Consider the following 19,144-nt stretch of genomic DNA (forward strand, 5'->3'; position numbering starts at 1 on the left):
GGTGCCCAGGGGTGTCAACGATATCGGCGCACTGATGGACGAAGCGCCATACATCCAACGGGAAATGCATGGCGGCATCGCGCGGGTCGCGATCCTCAATCCTGCGCGCGCAGCCGCACCGTCCGCGTCGTCGAGGTCTCGTCCAGCTCGACGACGTCGGACCGCGACCGCAGGAAATCGCTGAACGAGCGGAATCCCAGGGATCTTTCGCTGAACGACGGGTCCATCCGCTTCATCTGGGCCTTCACCGCGGAGTTGTGCAGCCACTCGACGTCGTCTTTCTCCAGGCCGATCCGCAGCGCGCGGGTGAGCAGCGCGGTCGCGGCGGCCTGCGGGTCGGGCTGCTCCTCGGGCTCGTCGGCTTCCTCGGGCTGGGCCGACTTGCCGCGGCCGGCCGCTTTCTTCGGCTTGGCCGATCCCGCGTCGGCGGGCACCGGAACGCCGGGCAGCGCGTCGTAGATGACGAACTCGTCGCAGGCCGCCGCAAGCGCCCGGCTCGACGCGCCGGCCACCCCGATGCCCACCACGTACCGGCCCAGCCTCTTGCAGCGCTGGGCCAACGGAATGTAGTCGGAGTCACCGGCGACGATCACCACGTGGGTCAGGTCGGGCAGCCGGAACATGTCCTCGACTGCGTCGACCGCCAACCGGATGTCGGCGCCGTTCTTGCCGTACGCCGCCGCCGGGAACAGCTGCACCAGGTCGACCGCGCGGCCCACCAACTGTCCGCGGTACCCGGCGTTGATATCCGCCGACCAGTCCGCGTAGGCCCGGGTGAGCACCAGGGTCCCGAAGGACGACGCGAAGTCGAGGATCGCGCCGACGTCCACGGTCGCCCGGTCCAGCCGCTCAGATTGCTGCTCGAGGCCCTTGGCCTTGTCCCGCTGAAACGAGTTCCGACCGTGAATCTGGTCATATCGGGAGATCACGATGTTGTCGAAGTCGAGGTAGACGGCCACGCGGGTCGCAACCGGTTCGGTCATGCACTAGATCATCGCTGTAGGCAGCCCAAAGCGGGTACCCAGGGCGGATGAGTGAGGTGAAGGTTCTCGACCTGCACGGCGATCGCATCGCGTACCGCGACGAGGGTGACGGCGAGGTGTTGCTGCTCATCCACGGCATGGCGGGCAGCGCGGAGACTTGGCGGTCGGTGATACCGCCGTTGTCGAAGAAGTTCCGGGTCATCGCCCCGGACCTGCTCGGCCACGGCGAGTCGGCGAAGCCCCGCACGGACTATTCGCTGGGCGCGTTCGCGGTCTGGCTGCGGGATTTCCTGGACGAGCTCGGCGTCAGCCAGGCGACCCTCGTCGGTCACTCCCTCGGTGGCGGGGTGGCGATGCAGTTCGTCTATCAGCACCCCGACTACGCCAAGGGGTTGATCCTGATCAGCAGCGGCGGCCTGGGCCCGGACGTGGGATGGGTGCTGCGGCTGCTCTCTGCACCCGGGGCGGAGCTGGTCTTGCCGATCATCGCGCCGCACCCCGTCCTGTCCGTCGGCAACAAGCTGCGGTCCTGGCTGCGCAGCGCCGGCATCCAGTCGCCGCGCGGTGCCGAGCTGTGGAGCGCCTACTCGTCGCTGTCGGATGGCGAGACGCGACAATCGTTCCTCAAGACGCTGCGATCGGTCGTCGACTACCGCGGACAGGCCGTCAGCGCGCTCAACCGGCTGCGGCTGCGCGAGGAGCTACCGGTCATGGCCATCTGGGGGGAGCGCGACGGCATCATTCCCGTCGCGCACGCCTACGCCGCACACGAGGCGCGCACCGACGCCCGGCTCGAGGTGCTGCCCGACGTGGGCCACTTCGCACAGGTGGAGGCGCCCAACCGGGTGGTCGAGCTGATCGAAGACTTCATCGCCGCGGGGGAGCGCCAGGAAACCGAGCGAGAGCAGCCTTTCCAGCCCAGCTAGCGCCCCGCCGGGCAGGTCCCGCGGTAGTCGACCTGCCAATGCTTGATCCCGTTGATGAACGACGACCGCAACCGTTCGGGATCGCCGGCCGAGCTCAGATCGGGCATGCGGTCGGCGATCGCGTTGAACATCAGATCGATCGTCATGCGCGCCAGGTTGGCGCCGATGCAGTAATGCGCTCCGGTGCCGCCGAATCCGACGTGCGGGTTGGGGCTGCGCATGATGTCGAAGGTGAACGGCTCGTCGAAGACCTCGTCGTCGAAGTTCGCCGACCGGTAGAACAGCACCACCCGCTGGCCCTGCTTGATGGCCACGCCGCCGAGTTCGGTGTCCGTCAACGCGGTGCGCTGGAACGCTGTGATCGGGGTAGCCCAGCGGATGATCTCGTCGGCCGCCGTCTGCGGCCGCTGTGCCTTGAACAACTCCCACTGGTCCGGGTGGTCGGTGAAGGCCATCATCCCCTGGGTGATCGAGTTGCGGGTCGTCTCGTTGCCGGCCACGGCCAGGGTGACCACGAACATGCCGAACTCGGCCTCGGAGAGTCGCTGCTCCTCGGAATCGGCCTCGATCAGCGTGGTGACGATGTCGCGATCCTTCGGGCCGGGTTCCTCGGCCTTGCGCGCCGCCAATTGCATGGCGTACCACATCAATTCACCCGCCGACGTCAGCGCGTCATTGCCGGCGAACTCCGGGTCGTCGCTGCCGATCATGTTGTTGGTCCAGTCGAACAGCTTGTCGTAGTCCTCCGTCGGCACACCGAGCAGTCCCGAAATGGCCTGCAGCGGCAGCTCGCACGCCACCTGCCGGACGAAATCGCCCGAGCCGTGCGCGGCGGCGTCGGCGGTGATGCGTCGCGCGCGTTCGGTGAGTTCGGCGCGCAGCCGCTCGACCGCCCGAGGCGTGAAGCCCCGCGAGACGATCTTGCGCAACCGGCTGTGCTCGGGGTCGTCCATCATGATCATCGACGCCCGCCCCGCCTCGATCTGCCCCTGCGCCAAGTCTTCCCGGTAGCGCGGCACGATCGACTTGGTGGCCGACGAGAAGACATCGCTGCGCAGCGACACCTCGCGCACGTCGCGGTGCTTGGTCACCACCCAGTAACCGCCGTCGCCGAAGCCCCCTTGATCCAGCGGCTGCTCGTTCCACCAGATGGGTTGCGTGGCACGCAGTTCGGCGAACTCCTGCACCGGAAGCCGACGGGCGTAGATGTCGGGGTCGGTGAAATCGAAGCCCGGCGGAAGGTTCGGTGTCGCCATCGGATTTCTCCTCGACTGCTGCCCTGGCGGTGGCGGTTAGCACGATGCTAGCCGCGTGCGTGCGGATCGCCTAGCAAATCTGCGAGGCACCGGATCAGCGCGACGCGGGACTGGCGGTCTTGACGCTCTCGCGCCCACCGAGATTGGTGGCCGCGGTGATGATGGCGCGCTCGATCTGGCGCAGGGCGTGCACGGCGGTGAGGAACCGCCGGGTGTCGGGGCTCATGGCATCGCGGCCGTCGCCGTCCTGTTGCCGGGCCACCGTCTCGGCGGCGTCGAGTTCGTCGGCCGCCGAGATCAGCGTCGGTGCGTGGCCCCCTTCGATGGCTTCCTGCAACGCTTCGATGTTGCGCCGCGTCTGGTCCGCGGCCGCCGAAAACGCTTGCGCCAGTTCCGAGGCCAGCGAGGGTGACCCGACCGGATCGCGATACTGCTCGGCGCTGCGCGCCAGGCTTCGACCGTACCGGTCGCAGGCGGTGAAGATGCGCAGCGCGCGGCGGATGCTGCGCCGGCCGGCCAGCCCGGCGACCCCGGCCAGCAACGGCTTGGCGGTGACCCGGAACTGCTGTAGATCGCGACCGACCTGACGCGCCTGCTCCGAGGGGCTGGCGCTGTCCGCCTCGCCGAACATCGTCGCGGCCGACACCTCGATCAGGGCGGACAGGCTCGTCAAGAAGGCCCGGGTGTCGATGCGGATCGCGGTTCTGGTGTTGGTCGGCAGCACCAGGACCGCCACCGTCGCCCCGATGACGGCACCGATCGCCGTCTCTTCGATGCGCAGCATCAGCACGCCGAACGAGAACTGGCCGAGCAGGCCGTACAGCAGCGCCAGCATCGTGGTGATCCAGAACGTCATCAAGCTGTAGGTGACCGTCATGAAGTAGAAGGCGCAGAACAGGCACACGAAGATGCCGGCCAGCGCGGCGGTCTTGTGGCCGGTCAGCAACGTGGCCACCAGCACGCCGCAGGGCACGCCGAGCAGCGTGCCGAGCAGCCGTTGCCAGCCCTTGGTCAAGGTTTCGCCCCAGGAGTTGGTGCCGGCGAAGATGACGAACGCGGCGATCACCGCCCAATACCAGCGCGCGGGCGACACCAGCTCGCCGACGACGATGGCCAACGATGCGGCGACCGACACCTGGATGGCCTGCCGGGTGGTCGGCGGCAGCCCGGTGGACGGCTCTTCCTCGGTGGCCTCGTCGGGTTCGTCACCCTCGGGCGCCGCCGGGGAGGTGGCGGCGTCGTCGAGGGGGCGGCCGGTGGTGGCCCGGTCGACGATCGCCCGCACATCGGAAGTCGCTGTGGCGGCGTTGATTATCGCCAGGGCCAGGCGCCGCACGGCGGTGGCGCCCGAGTCATCGCCGGCCGGGTCCGAGGCGGGGCCGCGCTGCTCGTCCAGCAGTCGCTGCGCGCGGTCGGCGGCCCGGCGCAGCCCGTCGGGTTCGGGGAGCCGGATCGCTCGCGCCAGCTCGGTCAGCGCGTCGACGAGCGCGGCCCGGGTGGGTGCGGGGATGGCGTCCGGGGCCTCGCAGGCAAGGACGGCGGCCCGTCGACCGGCGGTGGCCACCCATTCGATGGCCAGCTCGGCATCCAGCAGCCAGGGGGCCAGTTGCTCGGTGGTGACGCCGGGCCACAGGGTGGCGGGGTCGGCCTTGTCTTCGATCTGGCTCTGCACCAACAGGGCGGTCTCGTTGAGCCGGATGGTGCGGGCCCGCATGCGGCGGCGCCGCCGCTCATCGAGGCGGCCCGTCCGCACCGCTTCGGCGGTGGTGTCGATGACGATCGCCATCCGGGCGCGCAGGGCCCGAACGGTGTCGCGCAACACCCGCTCCGGTCGATCGGGCATCACGTAGGTGCTCATCACGAACGTGCACACGGTGCCCACCGCGACCGCCCCGATCATCCAGGGCAGCTCCGCGAGGCGGGCGTGCAGATACAGCGTGAAGAAGTAGGACATGAACGCGACCATGCCCAGCGCCCTGCCCCGCGCCCCGAAGCGGCGGATGTACGCCGCGGTGAAGACCACGGCCACGAACACGACGTCACTGGCCACCAGGTGCGGGGCCAGCACCGCGGCGGCGGTGATGGACACCGCGGCCGGCAACGGCAACAGCGCCATGGTGATTCGCTGCTGGCGCGGGTCGGGTTCGTTGACGGAGCGTGACGCGACCATGGTGATGACGACGCCCAGCAGGGCGACGGTCAGGGGTTGTCCCGTCGCCTTGGTCAGGATGAAGAGCGCCAGCAGGGAGAGGCCGAGCGCGGCCGTCGTCCGGGTCGCCATGCGCAACCGAAGCAAGCCAGGATCGGAGCCGATCACCCAATTGCGGGCGCGTTCGTAAAGAACAGTTATTCCGATGACCCCTCTCGTGCGCTTACCCCCCATGGTTACCCGAACCGCGCCACGGCGACCAAAGTAGTCTTCGACATCGTGACCGAGCCGACGCGCGCGCAGCTGGCTGACGGTCGTGAGCTGCTGTTCTTCGCGCTGCCGGGGCATCACCCGGCGCCGGTCGAAGATCGCCGGCCGCTGCCGTCGCGTGCCGCTGAGCCCTCCGCGCAGTCGCAGCTGCGGTTCGACCGGTCCACCGGGCAGTGGGTGATCATCGCGGCGCTGCGCCAGGACCGCACCTACAAGCCGCCACCCGAGGCGTGCCCGCTGTGCCCGGGCCCGACCGGGCTGACCAGTGAGGTGCCCGCGCCCGATTACGACGTCGTCGTCTTCGAGAACCGCTTCCCCAGCCTGTCCGGCGCGCTGCCGTCGTCGCCGGTCTCGCCGCCCGTGCCCGCCGACGACGGCTTTGCGGCCGCGCCTGGGCACGGCCGCTGCGAAGTGATCTGCTTTTCGGCCGACCACACCGGATCCGTCGCCCAGCTCGAGCCGGCGCACGCACGGCTGGTCGTCGAGGCGTGGCGGCATCGCACCGCCGACCTGATGGCCAGGCCGGGCATCGAGCAGGTGTTCTGCTTCGAGAACCGCGGCGAGGAAATCGGGGTGACGTTGACCCACCCGCACGGTCAGATCTACGGCTACCCCTATCTGACGCCGCGCACCGCCGCCATGCTGGAGCAGGCCCGTCTGCATCGAGAACGCCACGGCGGCAACCTGTTCGCCGACCTGCTGGCCCGCGAGGTCGAGGCCGGCAGCCGCGTCATCGCGCGCAACGAGTTGTTCACCGCGTTCGTGCCGTTCGCGGCGCGCTGGCCGGTGGAGGTGCACATCTACCCGAACCGGTTCGTGCGCAACCTGACCGAACTCGGCGAGGACGAATCCTGCGCATTCGTCGACGTGTACCTCGACGTGCTCAGGCGCTTCGACCGGCTGTATTCCGCGCCGCTGCCCTACATTTCGGCGCTGCATCAGTACGCCGACACCGCCGCCCAGGCCGAGGGTTACTTCCACGTCGAATTGATGTCCATCCGGCGCAGCGCCACCAAGCTCAAGTACCTGGCGGCCTCCGAATCGGCGATGGATGCCTTCATCGGTGACGTCACGCCGGAAAGCGTGGCCCAGCTGTTGCGGGGCCTCGCGCAATGACCACGCCGATCCGCTACGCCGCCCCGGGGCGGATCAACCTGATCGGCGAACACACCGACTACAACCTGGGTTTCGCGCTGCCCATCGCGCTACCGCAGCGCACCGTGGCGACGTTCACGCCCACCGACGACGACGCGATCACCGTCGTCAGCGACCGCGCCGATGCCCCGGTGCGCGTTCGGATCGGCACCGTTCCCGGCGAGGTGGCCGGCTGGGCGGCCTACGTGGCCGGGGTGATCTGGGCGCTGCGCCAGGGCGGCCACCCGGTGCCGGGCGGCGCCATGTCGATCACCAGCGACCTGCACATGGGCTCGGGTCTGTCGTCGTCGGCGGCGCTGGAATGCGCGGCGCTGGGCGCGATCACCACGGCCGCGGGTGTCCGCATCGACCCCAAGGAACAGGCCCGGCTGGCCCAGCGCGCCGAAAACGAATACGTCGGGGCGCCAACGGGTTTGCTCGATCAGCTGGCCGCGCTCTGCGGCCGCGACGCGACGGCGGTGCTGATCGACTTCGCCGACCTCACCGTCACGCCGGTGGTTTTCGACCCGGCCGCCGCGGGTGTCACGCTGTTGCTGATCGACTCGCGGCAGCGCCACAGCCACGCCGGCGGCGACTACGCGGCGCGGCGCGCGTCGTGCGAGCGGGCGGCGGCCGAACTGTCGGCGTCCTCGCTGCGTGAGGCCGCCGATCGTGGGCCCGTCGACCTGACGGCCGTGCGCGATCCCGCCGACGCCCGGCGCGCCCGACACGTGCTGACCGAAAACCAGAGGGTCATCGATTGCGTTGCGGCGCTGCGTAATTCGGACTATTCCGAAGCCGGGAGGATCTTCACCGCCTCGCACGCCTCCATGCGTGACGACTTCGGCATCACCACCGAACGCATCGACCTGATCGCTGAGACCGCGGTGCGCGCGGGCGCGCTGGGCGCGCGGATGACCGGCGGCGGCTTCGGCGGCTGTGTGATCGCGCTGGTGCCGCACGAGCGCGCGAATGCGGTCGGCGAGGCGGTGCAACGGGCCGTGGCCGACGCCGGGTTCGAGCAGCCCGTCGTCACCCGAACCCGCGCGGCCGCGGGCGCGGGACCGGCGTGAGCGAGCCGACCGGCTACATCGAAGTTCGGGCATACGCCGAACTCAATGACTTCGTCGCGGCGCCGTTGCGCGGGCACACCGTGCGCCGGCCCTTCAAACCCCACCAGAGCGTCAAAGATGTGTTGGAGGCGATGGGAATTCCGCACACCGAGGTCGACCTCATCCTGGTGAACGATGCGGCCCGGGGGTTCGATTACCGCCCGGTCTCCGGGGACCGCGTCGCCGCCTATCCGGTGTTCGAGGCGCTCGACATCGGCCCGACCGGCAGGCTTCGGCCCGTGCCGTTGCGCGACCCGCGCTTCGTCGTCGACGTCAACCTCGGCCGGCTCGCGTGGTTGCTGCGGCTGTTCGGGTTCGACGTGTGGTGGTCGAACGACGCCGATGACCAGACCCTGGCCGAGATCAGCGGCGCGCAGCGGCGCATCCTGCTGACCCGCGACCGCGGCCTGTTGAAGCGCCGCGCCGTCACCCATGGCCTGTTTGTTCGCTCGGACGATCCGGAGGAGCAGGCGGTCGCCGTGCTCCGCCGGCTCGATTTGGAGCGACGGCTGGCGCCGCTGAGCCGGTGTGTGCGCTGCAACGGCATGTTGGCTCCGGTCGCCAAGGAGGACGTGATCGATGAGCTGGAGCCGCTGACCCGCGAGCACTACGACGACTTCAGCCGGTGCACGCAATGCGGCCGCATCTATTGGGCCGGGTCGCACCACGCGAAGCTGGTCGCCCTCGTCGAACGCCTGCGGCGCCGGATCTGAACGCCAAACTTACTCGCCCGGCAATTTTGAGATTCCGGGCATGACCAGTGGTCAGAAAATGTAACCTAACCCCCATGGGGGTATCCCACTCCTGCATGTGCAGTACCGGTTTTCCCGCCCGGGCGGTAGCGATCCAGCTGCGATCGCTACCAAATTCTGCCGCCCACTACGCGAAACGTCAGCCGTGGCTTGGAATCTAGACAGCCAAGCCGCAGCGATCGAGCGGGGGCTGGCCGGCGCCACCCCACAATCCGTGGGCTGGTTCCGCTTCTACTTCGAAGGCCACCGCTGGGTATGGTCCGACCAGGTCCAGCGCATGCACGGGTACCAACCCGGCACGGTGACACCCACCACGGAACTGGTGCTGTCGCACAAGCATCCGGCCGATCGTCCTCAGGTGACCGACGGCATCAACGACATGATCAGGCGTCGTCAGGCATTCAGCACACGGCATCGCATCGTGGACACCGGCGGCATGATCCATCACGTCCTGGTGGTGGGCGACCAATTCTGCGATGACGACGGCAACGTCGTCGGGACGCACGGCTTCTACATCGAAGTCACGCCGACGCCCGCGCGCAGCCGCGAGGAATCCATCAGCGCGAAGGTCGCCGAAATCGCCGGGCGCCGCGGCGTGATCGAGCGGACCAAGGGCATGCTGATGCTGATCTACGGCATCGACGAAGACGCCGCGTTCAACATGCTCAAAACGCTGTCCCAGTCGGGAAACACCAAGCTCGGACTGCTCGCCCAACGGATCGCCGAGGACTTCTCGGCGCTGGGCAAAGAGGTCATCACCGCGCGCTCGCGATTCGACCAGCGCCTGCGGGGCGCCCACCTGCGCGCGCCCGAGAGCGGCGACACCACCTGAGCGGGTGCGGTGCTAGGGCGCCGGACTCAGCCGCACCGCACCCAGATGCAGCCGGTCGACCGCCTCGGCGAACTCGTCGCGGGTCGGGATGCGCTGGTCGCGAAACTTCAACCCGATCATGCGCTGCGCGCGCTGGACCCCGTAGGACTCGGCGCAGCGCACCAGCAGGTCGGAGACGACGGCCCGGTCGCGGATGAGCTCGCCGCGCATCGCCGTCGTCTTGCCGTCGTAAACGACCTGGACCGGTCCGCCGTCGCGGAAGTTCTGCTTCCACGGATTTCCGGTCAGCGCGTACAGCTCGCCGTCAATCACATGGGCGCTCAACGGAATTGAATAAGCGCGTCCCGTCTTTCGCCCGGTGAAACTCAGCACCATGAACTGCTTGCGGGCCAGCCCGGCCAGCGGGCTGCGCAGCAAGAACCCCATCACCGGATTGACCAGACGCATCAGCGCCGACGGTGGATGACCGGCGTCCACCGCATACGACTGCTCTGTCATGCGTTCACCGTAGAGGCAACCGCGCCCCGCGGCCCGCCATTCAGCCCGTGATGGTGGTCTGGTCGTCGATGATGTTGGTGGCGTCCATCAGCGGGCCCTGGTCGCTTTCCAGCCCGTCGGCGTTGAGCTGCAGCACGTAGACCGCGCCCTGGCTGGGGATCACCACGGTTTTCTGCGCGATGACCCGGGTCTGGCCGCCCCGCTGGTACGTGCCGCCCACCTGCCAGGCCTGGAAGCCGCCGAGCGTGGACGCCGAGCCGTTGCCGGTGCCCTGGTATCCGGGCAGATTCTGCACCTCGCCCGGAGCGAATTGGATGAGCTTCGCGGGATCGACATTGCCGCTCAGCTTGGAGTACAGCGCCGAGACGGTCGGCGGATCGGCGGGATTGGCGGGCTGGCTCTGCACGATGCCGCCATACGAGGTGCCGGAGTTCTGGTTGAGCTGCCAGCCCGCGGGCACCGGCAGGTCGACGTTCGGGCCGGGGTCGCCGTGGTGCACGGGTGTCTCGGCGATGTTGTTGTCCTTGACGTAGTCGGCGATGGTGTACTTGGCCTTCGCCGCGGGTGGCGCGCCGGTCTGCGACGACGTCGACGTGGCAGACGACGTCGTCGTCGAAGTGGAAGTCGACGCTTTATCGCCGGATTTGTGGTCGTGGCCGCAACCGACGAGCGCCAGACTGAGCGCCACGGAAATGGTTGCTAGCGTCAAATGTTTCATCGATCCAATCTCCCGAAAATTGGGCCGGTACCAGCGCCAGCCGTGCTGGGCATGACAGTAACGGAAAAACCTCGACGGTTTGCCGGTATCTTTTGGAGTTTTTGCCCGCGACTCGGTGCGGCCCCAATAGTTGTCCAATTCGCCGGCCGAAACGCCCCACGAATACGGCGTTTTCGGTTCGTTAGCGGAGTATTAGACAGGTATGCGGTCGCGGCGGGCCCTCATTGCGGTCATCGCGGCGTCGGCTGTCTTCATGGTCTTCATCGCGGCGGCCCCACCCAGGGGATACGACGGTCCGCCGGTGTTCGTGGCGAATCCGGTCGACCACGTCGCCACGCTCATCGGCACCGGGACGGGCGGCGAGACGGTCGGGGAGATCAACAATTTCCCCGGTGCCACGGTGCCCTTCGGGATGGTGCAGTACTCGCCGGACACCGTCGGCAACTACGCTGGCTACAACTACGACAACCCGCGCGCCACTGGCTTCAGCATGACCCACGCGTCGGTGGGATGCGCTGCGTTCGGCGACATCTCGATGCTGCCGGTCACCGGCGGGATCGGTCGGCAACCCTGGAATGCCACCGAAGGCATCGCCCACGACGACAGCGAGCAGGGCGTCCCCGGTTATTACGCGGTGCGGTTCCCCGGCACCGGCGTGAAGGCGGAACTCACCGCCACCGCGCACACGGGCGTCGGCCGTTTCAGTTATCCGCGCAACGGCCGGCCCGCGCTGCTGCAGGTGCGCTCCGGCTCGTCGTTGGCGGGCAACTCGCGCGCGACCATCCAGATCGGGGAGGACAACACCACGATCACCGGTTGGGCCACCAGCGGGGGATTCTGCGACAAACCGAACGCCTACACGGTGTACTTCGCGATGAAGTTCAGCCAGCCCTTCACCGGCTACGGGTCCTGGGACGGCACCGCCGTCTACCCCGGCGCCCGCAGCGCCAACGCGCCGTATGCCGGCGGATACGTCGAATTCCCGGCCGGCTCGACGCTCGAGGTGCGCACCGCGGTCTCCTACGTCGGGATCGAGGGGGCCCGGGCGAACCTGGCGGCCGAGGGCTCGGCCGGCTTCGACGACGTTCGCGGCGCCGCGTCCCGCGACTGGAACGCCGCGCTGTCCCGCGTCTCGGTGGCCGGCCGCAACGTCGACGACCTGAGCACCTTCTACACCTCCCTGTATCGATCCCTGTTGCACCCCAACATGTTCAACGACGCCGACGGACGCTACGTCGGGTTCGACGGCTCCATCCACACGGTCGCCGCCGGGCACACGCAGTACGCCAACTTCTCCGACTGGGACACCTACCGGTGCCTGGCGGCGCTGCAGGCGTTGCTGTTTCCGGAGCGGGCCAGCGACATGGCCCAATCGTTGGTGAACGACGCCGAGCAGAGTGGAGCGCTGCCGCGCTGGGCGTTCGCCAACGCCGCGACCGGGGAGATGAGCGGGGACAGCGTGACCCCGCTGATCGTGAATTGGAATGCGTTCGGCGCCAATGACTTCGACACGCAAAAGGCGTTGCGCTACATGGTGGACGGGGCGACCAAAGGCGGCGTGGGCCTGGCCGGTTACGTCGAGCGTCGCGGCATCGGCACCTACCTGCGGTTCGGCTATGCGCCGTTCACGTTGGAGTTCGGCCGCAACGGCTGGATCGCCGACGCGTCGATCACCCTCGAGTGGTCGATCGACGACTTCGCGATCTCCCGATTCGCCGACTCGCTGGGTGACGCCGCGACCGCCACCGAATTCGCGAACCGGGCGCAGTATTGGCAGAACCTGTTCAACCCCACCACGCGATACGTCTTGCCGCGCAGCTGGACCGGCTTCTTCCGCCCCGGTCCCGGGTTCGTGGTGGCCCCGGAGAACTTCGGCCAGGTCGGCTACGACGAGGGCAATGCCGAACAGTACGTCTGGTCGGTCCCCCACAACGTGGCGGGACTGGTGACCGCGCTCGGCGGCCGCGCCGCCGTGGCCGACCGGCTCGACCGCTTCACCGACAAGCTCAATGTCGGTCCCAACCAGCCCTACCTGTGGGCCGGCAACGAACCGAGTTTCGGTGTGCCGTGGCTGTACAACTACATCGGTCAACCATGGAAGACCCAGCACGCCGTGGACCGGGTGCGCGGGCTGTTCGCCCCGACCGCCGACGGTGAGCCGGGCAACGACGACCTGGGCGCGTTGGCCAGCTGGTACGTGTGGGCGGCGCTGGGGCTGTACCCGGCCACCCCGGGAACGCCGATCCTCACCGTCGGCGCGCCGTTGTTCGACCGTGTCGAAATCGCGCTGCCGGCAAACAAATTCATCCGGATCTTCGCGCCGGGCGCCTCGGGACCGCACCACCTCAAATACATCAGCGGCCTGAGGGTCGACGGGCAGGCCACCGACCACACGTCGCTGCCCGAGTCGATCATCCGCACCGGCGGCACACTGGCGTACTCGCTGGCCGCCTATCCCGACAAGCATTGGGGCACAGCGCAATCCGATGCGCCGCCGTCGTTCGGGGCCGGCAGCTCGGCGGTGGCCGTCAACGTTGCTCAACCCGTCGTCACGATCGCGCCCGGGAGCACGGGCACCGTCACCCTTGATGCGCAACGCATGACCGACACCGCCGACGGTTACACCGTCGCGGGCACCTCCTCCGATGTCGGGATCGGCGTGCGGCCGGCATCGGGTCAATTCCGCGCCGACGGGTCGGCCAGCGTCACCGTTTCCATCTCGGTCGCACCGTCGGTGCCCGAGGACTTCTACCTGGCGTATTTGACCACCACCGTCGGCCGAAGCGTGCGCACCTCAACGGTTCTCGTGGTCGCACAGGCCGAATCCGAGAACTAGGTCCTCAGACCATCTCGTTTTTGGTCAGCCACCGCATCACCGGCCAGCCGACGAAGACCGGCAGCCAGCAGGTCAGCACCCGGTACAGCAGGACCGAGGGCACGCCGACCGCCGCCGGCACCCCGAACGCGGCCAGGCCACCGATCAGCGCCGCCTCGACGGCCCCGACACCGCCGGGCGTGGGAGCGGCAGAGGCCAACGTGCCGCCGACCATGGTGACCACCGTGACGGCGACGAAAGTCGTTCCGCCACCGAAGGCTTCGATGCTGGCCCACAGCGCCAGCGCCGCGCCGAGGGTGGTGCCCGCACAACCCAGCAGGATCAGGGCCAGCCGCCGCGGTTCGCGGGCCAGCTTGACCAGATCGGTCACCACCTCGTTCAGCTTCGGTCGCACCTCGGTCGCCAGCCACTTGCGCAGCGTGGGCACGAACAGGAACGCACCGACGATGCCCAGCGCGATCCCGGCGATCAGGTACAGCAGTGTCGCGCTCGGCACGAAATGCCGCAGGTTCATCGAGGCCCCGGCGGCGGCGCTGAACAGCACCAGCAGCGCCAGGTGGGCGATCACCTGTACCGACTGCTGCAGCGCCACCGCCGCGGTGGCCCGCATCGCCGACAAGCCGCTCTTTTGCAGGAACCGCGTGCTCAGCGCCAGACCGCCGACGCCCGCCGGGGTGGTGGTGGCGGCAAAGGTGTTGGCCACCTGCGCGATTGACAGCGTCCAGAAGTTCACCATGCCGTCGGCGCAGGCCCATAACGCGGCTGCCGCACCGACATACGTGAGCGCCGACACCAGCAGCCCCAGCAGCGCCCACGACCAGTTCGCCGTCCGCAGTTGGGAGAAGAACGTCGGTGCCGTGCTGATGAACGGGTAGGCGACGTAGACCAGCGCGCCGAAGAGCACCAGCTGCACGATCTGGCTGCGGGTGAACCTGGTGATGGTCGCAGGCTTGATCTGGTCGGCGCCGGTTTGGCGCTTGACCTCGGCCCGTGCGCCGGAGATGACGGTTCCAGAGTTTGGTATGGACCGCCGAATAAACCGCGGCACAGCGACTTTCGTGAGCCTGCGCGAAGCGGACAGGATGGTGTCCTTGCCGAACACCTCGATCGCCGCGCGCACCGCGGACTTCGGCTCGTACAGCGCGGATGTCGTCACCAGTAGCTGCGCGATGTCGGATTGCAGTTGGGCCTCGGTGGCCCCGTATTCGGCACTGCCGAACCCACCGAACATCACGGTGTCGTCCTCCACGGTGATGTGGTGGCTGCGCAGGTCACCGTGGGCGATCTGGCGGTCGTTGAGGACTTTCAGCGATTCCCACGGCCGGGCAACGGGAGTCGTCGTCGCGCATTCGTCGATGGGGGTGCCGAGCGGGCGCCGGTGCGAGTAAAGCATCCAGCCGCGGTCCAGCGGCGCGACCGCGACCGTCGCCGTGTTGGCCAGACCCGTGTTGCCGATGGCGATCGCCATCAGCGCGCGGTGTTCGACGGCGCGGCGCATGGAGGTCACCAGGGGCGCGGTTTCGGCGTCGCGCAGCTTCAGCTTTCCCCAGAGCTGGCGCAGCGCTCCGCCGCTGCGTTGATGCGGGCCGTACAACTCGATCAGCGCCGTGTCACCGAGATGTTCGCCCTCCGCCGAAAGGATCAGCGGGCCACGGCCGGCCGGCCGGACCACGGTGAGCCGCGTGACGGTGAAGCCCGCCTTGGCCAGGGCGCGCACCGCCGCGTCCAACGGCACCTCGAGCGCGGGCGTGCCGACGACGAGCACCACCAGCGCGCCCACCACCCACCCGACCGCCAGGCCCACCAACGAGCGCGCCGGGACGATGGCGCTGACCACCAGATGGATCGGAACGAAGGCCAGCAGCAGGGCCCACCACCAGTGCCGCCAGCGCGCCGGCAGCCAGGGCCCCGACACCGTCAGCACGGCCGCCAGCATCCCGATCCACCGCGGGTCGTCGAGGAACTGCGCCGGCAGCGTGGTCAGCCGGTCGAGGGCGTCGAAGTGCCACCGCGGCGCGGCGAGGCCGGTGCCGCTGATCGACAACAACACGATCGCGCTCAGCCCCGCGGTGGCGTAGGCGCCCAGCAGTTTCCACTGCCCGGCGACGATCAGGCCGATGAGGATCATGAACGGCAACGCCACGATCGCAAGGCCGTAGATCAGGTACGCCACGTCGGATTGGGTCGGCGACAAGACGCCGACGATCTGCGACACGGATCTCTCCAGCGCGATCCACTGCGGGCGGGTGATCACCGAGCCCGTGATCACCAGCGCCAGGAAGAGCAACGCCAGGATCAGCCGCAGGATGTCGTTGGTCCGCCGGGTCAACGGCTGCAGCAGGTTGCCGGAGACGATGATGTCGCGCCCGTCAACTCGCATGTATGAAGGATCCTTCGGCTTCGCTCGGCACCGCTGAGCCTTGCTTTCGGCCCGCGCAGTGGCCCGCCGACAAGTTAACGCAATACCCGGTTCGTTGACAGCTTCCACTCATCCGGCGCGCGTAGGGTCGGGTAGGTAGGCGTGTTAGCGAATTGGGGGCGGGTGGCGGCGTGGCCAGGACGGACGACGACAGCTGGGAGATCACCGAGAGCGTGGGCGCCACGGCGCTGGGCGTGGCGGCGGCCCGGGCCGCGGAGACCGAGAGCGAGAACCCGCTGATCAGCGATCCGTTCGCGCGGGTGTTCCTGCAGGCCGCGGGAGCGGGCGTGTGGGACTGGTTCGCGGCCCCCAACCTGCCCGCCCAGGTCGCCGAGATCGATCCGGACCTCAAGCCGCGGATGCAGGGGATGGTCGACTACATGGCCGCGCGGACGGCGTTCTTCGACAAGTTCTTCCTCGACGCGACCGGCGCGGGCGTGCGGCAGGTGGTGATCCTGGCGGCCGGGCTGGACTCGCGGGCGTGGCGGTTGCCCTGGCCGGACGGCACCACGGTGTACGAGTTGGACCAGCCGCGGGTGCTGGAGTTCAAGTCCGCGACGCTGCGCGACAAGGGCGCCGAGCCGACCTGCGAGCTGGTCAGCGTTCCCGTCGACCTGCGCCACGACTGGCCGTCCGCCTTGCAGGGCGCGGGATTTGACGCGCACGCGCCCAGCGTGTGGTCGGCCGAGGGGCTGTTGCCGTTTCTGCCGGCGACCGCCCAGGAGTTGTTGTTCGAGCGGGTACAGGCGCTCGGCACGCAAGGCAGCCGGATCGCCGTGGAGGCGCCAGGCCCCGACTTCCTCGACGAGGGCGCCCGCGACAGGCAGCGCCAGACCATGCAGCGGGTGCGCGACCTGATGGCCGAACTGGAGCCCGACCGCGACATTCCCGACGTGCAAGACCTGTGGTACTTCGAGGAACGCGAAGACGTGGCCGACTGGTTAGGTCGGCACGGCTGGGACGTGACGGTCACCCCGGCCCCCGAGCTGATGGCCGGGTACGACCGCAGGCCACCACAAGACATCGACGACGCCACACCACAGACGCTGTTCGTGTCTGCGCATCGGACGAGAGGAAACTGACTGTGCCCAGGACCGACAACGACAGCTGGGAGATCACCGAAAGCGTGGGGGCGACCGCGCTGGGGGTGGCCTCGGCCCGCGCGGCGGAGACCCGTAACGAAAACCCGTTGATCACGGACCCATTCGCGCAGGTTTTCCTGGACGCCGCCGGGGACGGCGTGTGGAACTGGCATTCCGCGGCGCAGTTGCCGGCCGAGGTCATCGAGGCCGAGCCGACGTTGCCGCTGCAGATGCAGTCGATGGTCGGCTATATGGCCTCGCGCACAGCGTTTTTCGACAGTTTCTTCCGCGAAGCGACCGGCGCAGGCATTCGCCAGGCGGTGATCCTGGCGGCCGGCCTGGACGCGCGGTCCTGGCGGTTGGCGTGGCCTGCGGGCACGACGGTCTACGAGCTCGACCAGACCAAGGTGCTGGACTTCAAGGCGGCCACGTTGGCCGAACATGGGGCGCAGCCCGCCTGTAATCGCGTCGCGGTGCCGGTGGACCTGCGCCAGGATTGGCCGGCCGCGTTGCGGCAGGCGGGTTTTGACGCCGACGCGCCCAGCGTCTGGTCGGCCGAGGGATTGATGCCGTATCTGCCGGCGGCCGCCCAAGAGCTGCTGTTCGAACGCATCCAGGGGCTGACCGCGCCGGGCAGCCGGGTGGCCGTGGAGGCCCTGGGTCCGAAGTTCCTCGACCCGCAGGCCCGCGCCAAGCGCCGCGAGCGGATGGATCGGATCCGCGGGCTGATGGCCGGCGTGGATCCGGATCGTGAGATACCCCGCACCGACGAGCTCTGGTATTTCGAGGAGCGCGAGGACGTCGGCGAATGGTTCGGCCGCCACGGCTGGGAGGTGACGGTCACCCCGGCCGACGAATTGATGGCCGGCTATGGGCGTGCGGCGCCCGAGGAGGTTCGCGACTACGTGCCCGGCAATCTGTTCGTCGCGGCGCAGCGCGCGGCGAGCTAGCGCCCATGTCCACGGCGGGGTAGGCGGTCCAGGCGCGAACGAATACCTCTGCGCCCCAGCGTTTTAGAGCACCGATGCGTTGCCGGTAAGGACCCGTCGTCCCTAGTTGTTTGGTGGTGGGTGGGGTTGGAAGGGTGTGTACCACCACCAGTCGGCGCGTTCGCCGATCGGTCCCGGACACGGCGCCACCGCAGGTGGGGGCCCCGTGGGTGGGCGCGCCAGCGATCCCGCGCTGAGCACTCGGCCTTCGTCGTCGCGGACCACGAGTGCGTGTGCGGGTCCGCTGATGGTGATGACACCCCGATGATGTGACCGGTGATGGGAGGGGCAGACCAGGACCAGGTTGGCCAACTCGGTGGGGCCGCCGTCTTCCCAGTGCCGCAGGTGATGGGCGTGCAGACCGCGGGTGGCACCACAACCCGGCACCACGCAGGTGCGGTCGCGATGCTCCAGCGCGCGGCGCAGCCGCCGGTTGATCACCCGCGTCGCCCTTCCGGCACCGATGACCTCGCCGCGGCGTTCGAACCACACTTCACACGTGGCATCACAGGTCAGGTAGCGGCGGTCGGCATCGGAGAGCAACGGACCCAGATGCAGTGCCGCGGCGCGCTTGTCCATGTCGAGGTGCACCACCACGGTGGTGTGCTGCCCGTGCGGGCGTCGCGCCGCCTCGACATCCCAGCCGGTCTGCACCAGGCGCATGAACGCCTCGACAGTGCCCGGCAACGGCGGCCGCTGATCACCCGCGCCGGTGGCCTGATCGTGCTTCCACTCGGCGATCAGCGCCTCACGATGCGACGCCACCGCCGCGTCGAACTTCGCCGCATCGGGGTGCGGAAGCGTGATCCGGTAACAGCTGCCCTGCTCGGTGCTGGTCGTGGTGATCGAGCGTTCGGGCTCGCGCTGCGGCTCGGGTTCGGGACGCGGTTCCAGCTTGACCGCGGTACGCAACTGGTTCACCGTCGCCACCGCGGCAAGCTCGGCGTAATGCTCATCAGAACCCTCGCCAGCCCGCGCCGCGATCACCCCAACCTGGTCCAGCGACAGCCGGCCCTCCCGCATGCCCTGAGCGCAGCGCGGAAACTCCTCAAGCCGGCTCGCAATCGTGGCGATCGTGCGCGCATTTGCCGACGAACACCCCGTCTTCCAAGCCACCAACGCCGGCACCGACCGCGCCCCGGTCATCCCGCACAACTCGTCGCGGTCGATCTCGGCCACGATCTCCAC

Annotated in this window: 15 protein-coding genes; 8 read left to right on the top strand and 7 right to left on the bottom strand. The window is 68.7% G+C overall.

Annotation, left to right across the window (positions count from 1 at the left end):
* Positions 1–95: 95 nt before the first annotated feature.
* A complete protein-coding gene (locus tag A5622_RS07375; RefSeq protein WP_066866382.1) occupies positions 96–983 on the bottom strand; it encodes an NYN domain-containing protein in 888 nt (295 codons plus the stop codon).
* A gap of 47 nt (positions 984–1,030) precedes the next feature.
* Between A5622_RS07375 and A5622_RS07380 the strand changes: the two genes are divergently transcribed.
* A complete protein-coding gene (locus tag A5622_RS07380) occupies positions 1,031–1,909 on the top strand; it encodes an alpha/beta fold hydrolase (protein ID WP_066877610.1) in 879 nt (292 codons plus the stop codon).
* Here the strand turns inward: A5622_RS07380 and A5622_RS07385 are convergent.
* Both A5622_RS07385 and A5622_RS07390 read right to left on the bottom strand, forming a co-directional pair.
* Positions 1,906–3,165 (bottom strand): cytochrome P450, encoded by a 1,260-nt coding sequence (locus tag A5622_RS07385; protein WP_066877612.1) that lies wholly within the window; start codon positions 3,163–3,165, stop codon positions 1,906–1,908. The genes A5622_RS07380 and A5622_RS07385 overlap by 4 nt on opposite strands.
* Before the next feature lie 94 nt (positions 3,166–3,259).
* Positions 3,260–5,482 (bottom strand): FUSC family protein, encoded by a 2,223-nt coding sequence (locus tag A5622_RS07390; RefSeq protein ID WP_066877614.1) that lies wholly within the window; start codon positions 5,480–5,482, stop codon positions 3,260–3,262.
* 111 nt (positions 5,483–5,593) lie between these two features.
* Here A5622_RS07390 and galT point away from each other — a divergent pair, with 111 nt between their 5' ends.
* From galT to A5622_RS07410, 4 genes are all read left to right on the top strand, one after another.
* A complete protein-coding gene (gene galT, locus A5622_RS07395) occupies positions 5,594–6,700 on the top strand; it encodes a galactose-1-phosphate uridylyltransferase (RefSeq protein ID WP_066866373.1) in 1,107 nt (368 codons plus the stop codon).
* A complete protein-coding gene (locus tag A5622_RS07400; RefSeq protein ID WP_066866371.1) occupies positions 6,697–7,791 on the top strand; it encodes a galactokinase in 1,095 nt (364 codons plus the stop codon). Before galT ends, A5622_RS07400 begins: the two co-directional genes overlap by 4 nt.
* On the top strand, positions 7,788–8,543 hold the full coding sequence (locus A5622_RS07405) for a Mut7-C RNAse domain-containing protein (protein ID WP_066877616.1): 756 nt from the start codon (positions 7,788–7,790) through the stop codon (positions 8,541–8,543). The genes A5622_RS07400 and A5622_RS07405 overlap by 4 nt, the downstream gene beginning before the upstream one ends.
* Before the next feature lie 184 nt (positions 8,544–8,727).
* On the top strand, positions 8,728–9,414 hold the full coding sequence (locus A5622_RS07410) for a PAS and ANTAR domain-containing protein (RefSeq protein ID WP_066866367.1): 687 nt from the start codon (positions 8,728–8,730) through the stop codon (positions 9,412–9,414).
* A gap of 12 nt (positions 9,415–9,426) precedes the next feature.
* Here the strand turns inward: A5622_RS07410 and A5622_RS07415 are convergent, their stop codons facing one another.
* Complete coding sequence (locus tag A5622_RS07415) at positions 9,427–9,912, bottom strand: hypothetical protein (protein WP_066877618.1); 486 nt, start codon at positions 9,910–9,912, stop codon at positions 9,427–9,429.
* Between the two features lie 40 nt (positions 9,913–9,952).
* Complete coding sequence (locus A5622_RS07420) at positions 9,953–10,630, bottom strand: LpqN/LpqT family lipoprotein (protein WP_066866365.1); 678 nt, start codon at positions 10,628–10,630, stop codon at positions 9,953–9,955.
* A gap of 202 nt (positions 10,631–10,832) precedes the next feature.
* Here A5622_RS07420 and A5622_RS07425 point away from each other — a divergent pair, with 202 nt between their 5' ends.
* The gene (locus tag A5622_RS07425) at positions 10,833–13,466 is read left to right on the top strand and encodes a GH92 family glycosyl hydrolase (protein ID WP_066877620.1); all 2,634 of its coding nucleotides are present in this window, start codon (positions 10,833–10,835) and stop codon (positions 13,464–13,466) included.
* A gap of 4 nt (positions 13,467–13,470) precedes the next feature.
* On the opposite strand, the gene A5622_RS07430 is transcribed toward A5622_RS07425, so the two are convergent.
* Complete coding sequence (locus A5622_RS07430) at positions 13,471–15,846, bottom strand: lysylphosphatidylglycerol synthase transmembrane domain-containing protein (protein ID WP_066877623.1); 2,376 nt, start codon at positions 15,844–15,846, stop codon at positions 13,471–13,473.
* Between the two features lie 170 nt (positions 15,847–16,016).
* On the opposite strand from A5622_RS07430, the gene A5622_RS07435 reads away from it, so the two are divergent.
* Together A5622_RS07435 and A5622_RS07440 are read left to right on the top strand one after the other, a co-directional pair.
* Complete coding sequence (locus A5622_RS07435; protein WP_066877625.1) at positions 16,017–16,967, top strand: class I SAM-dependent methyltransferase; 951 nt, start codon at positions 16,017–16,019, stop codon at positions 16,965–16,967.
* Between the two features lie 2 nt (positions 16,968–16,969).
* On the top strand, positions 16,970–17,917 hold the full coding sequence (locus A5622_RS07440) for a class I SAM-dependent methyltransferase (protein ID WP_066877626.1): 948 nt from the start codon (positions 16,970–16,972) through the stop codon (positions 17,915–17,917).
* 102 nt (positions 17,918–18,019) lie between these two features.
* Here the strand turns inward: A5622_RS07440 and A5622_RS07445 are convergent.
* On the bottom strand, positions 18,020–19,144 hold a 1,125-nt coding region (locus A5622_RS07445), incomplete at its 5' end, for an HNH endonuclease signature motif containing protein (protein WP_156752874.1).

It is taken from the genome of Mycobacterium sp. 1245801.1 (genome assembly GCF_001673055.1).
GTDB lineage: Bacteria > Actinomycetota > Actinomycetes > Mycobacteriales > Mycobacteriaceae > Mycobacterium > Mycobacterium europaeum_A.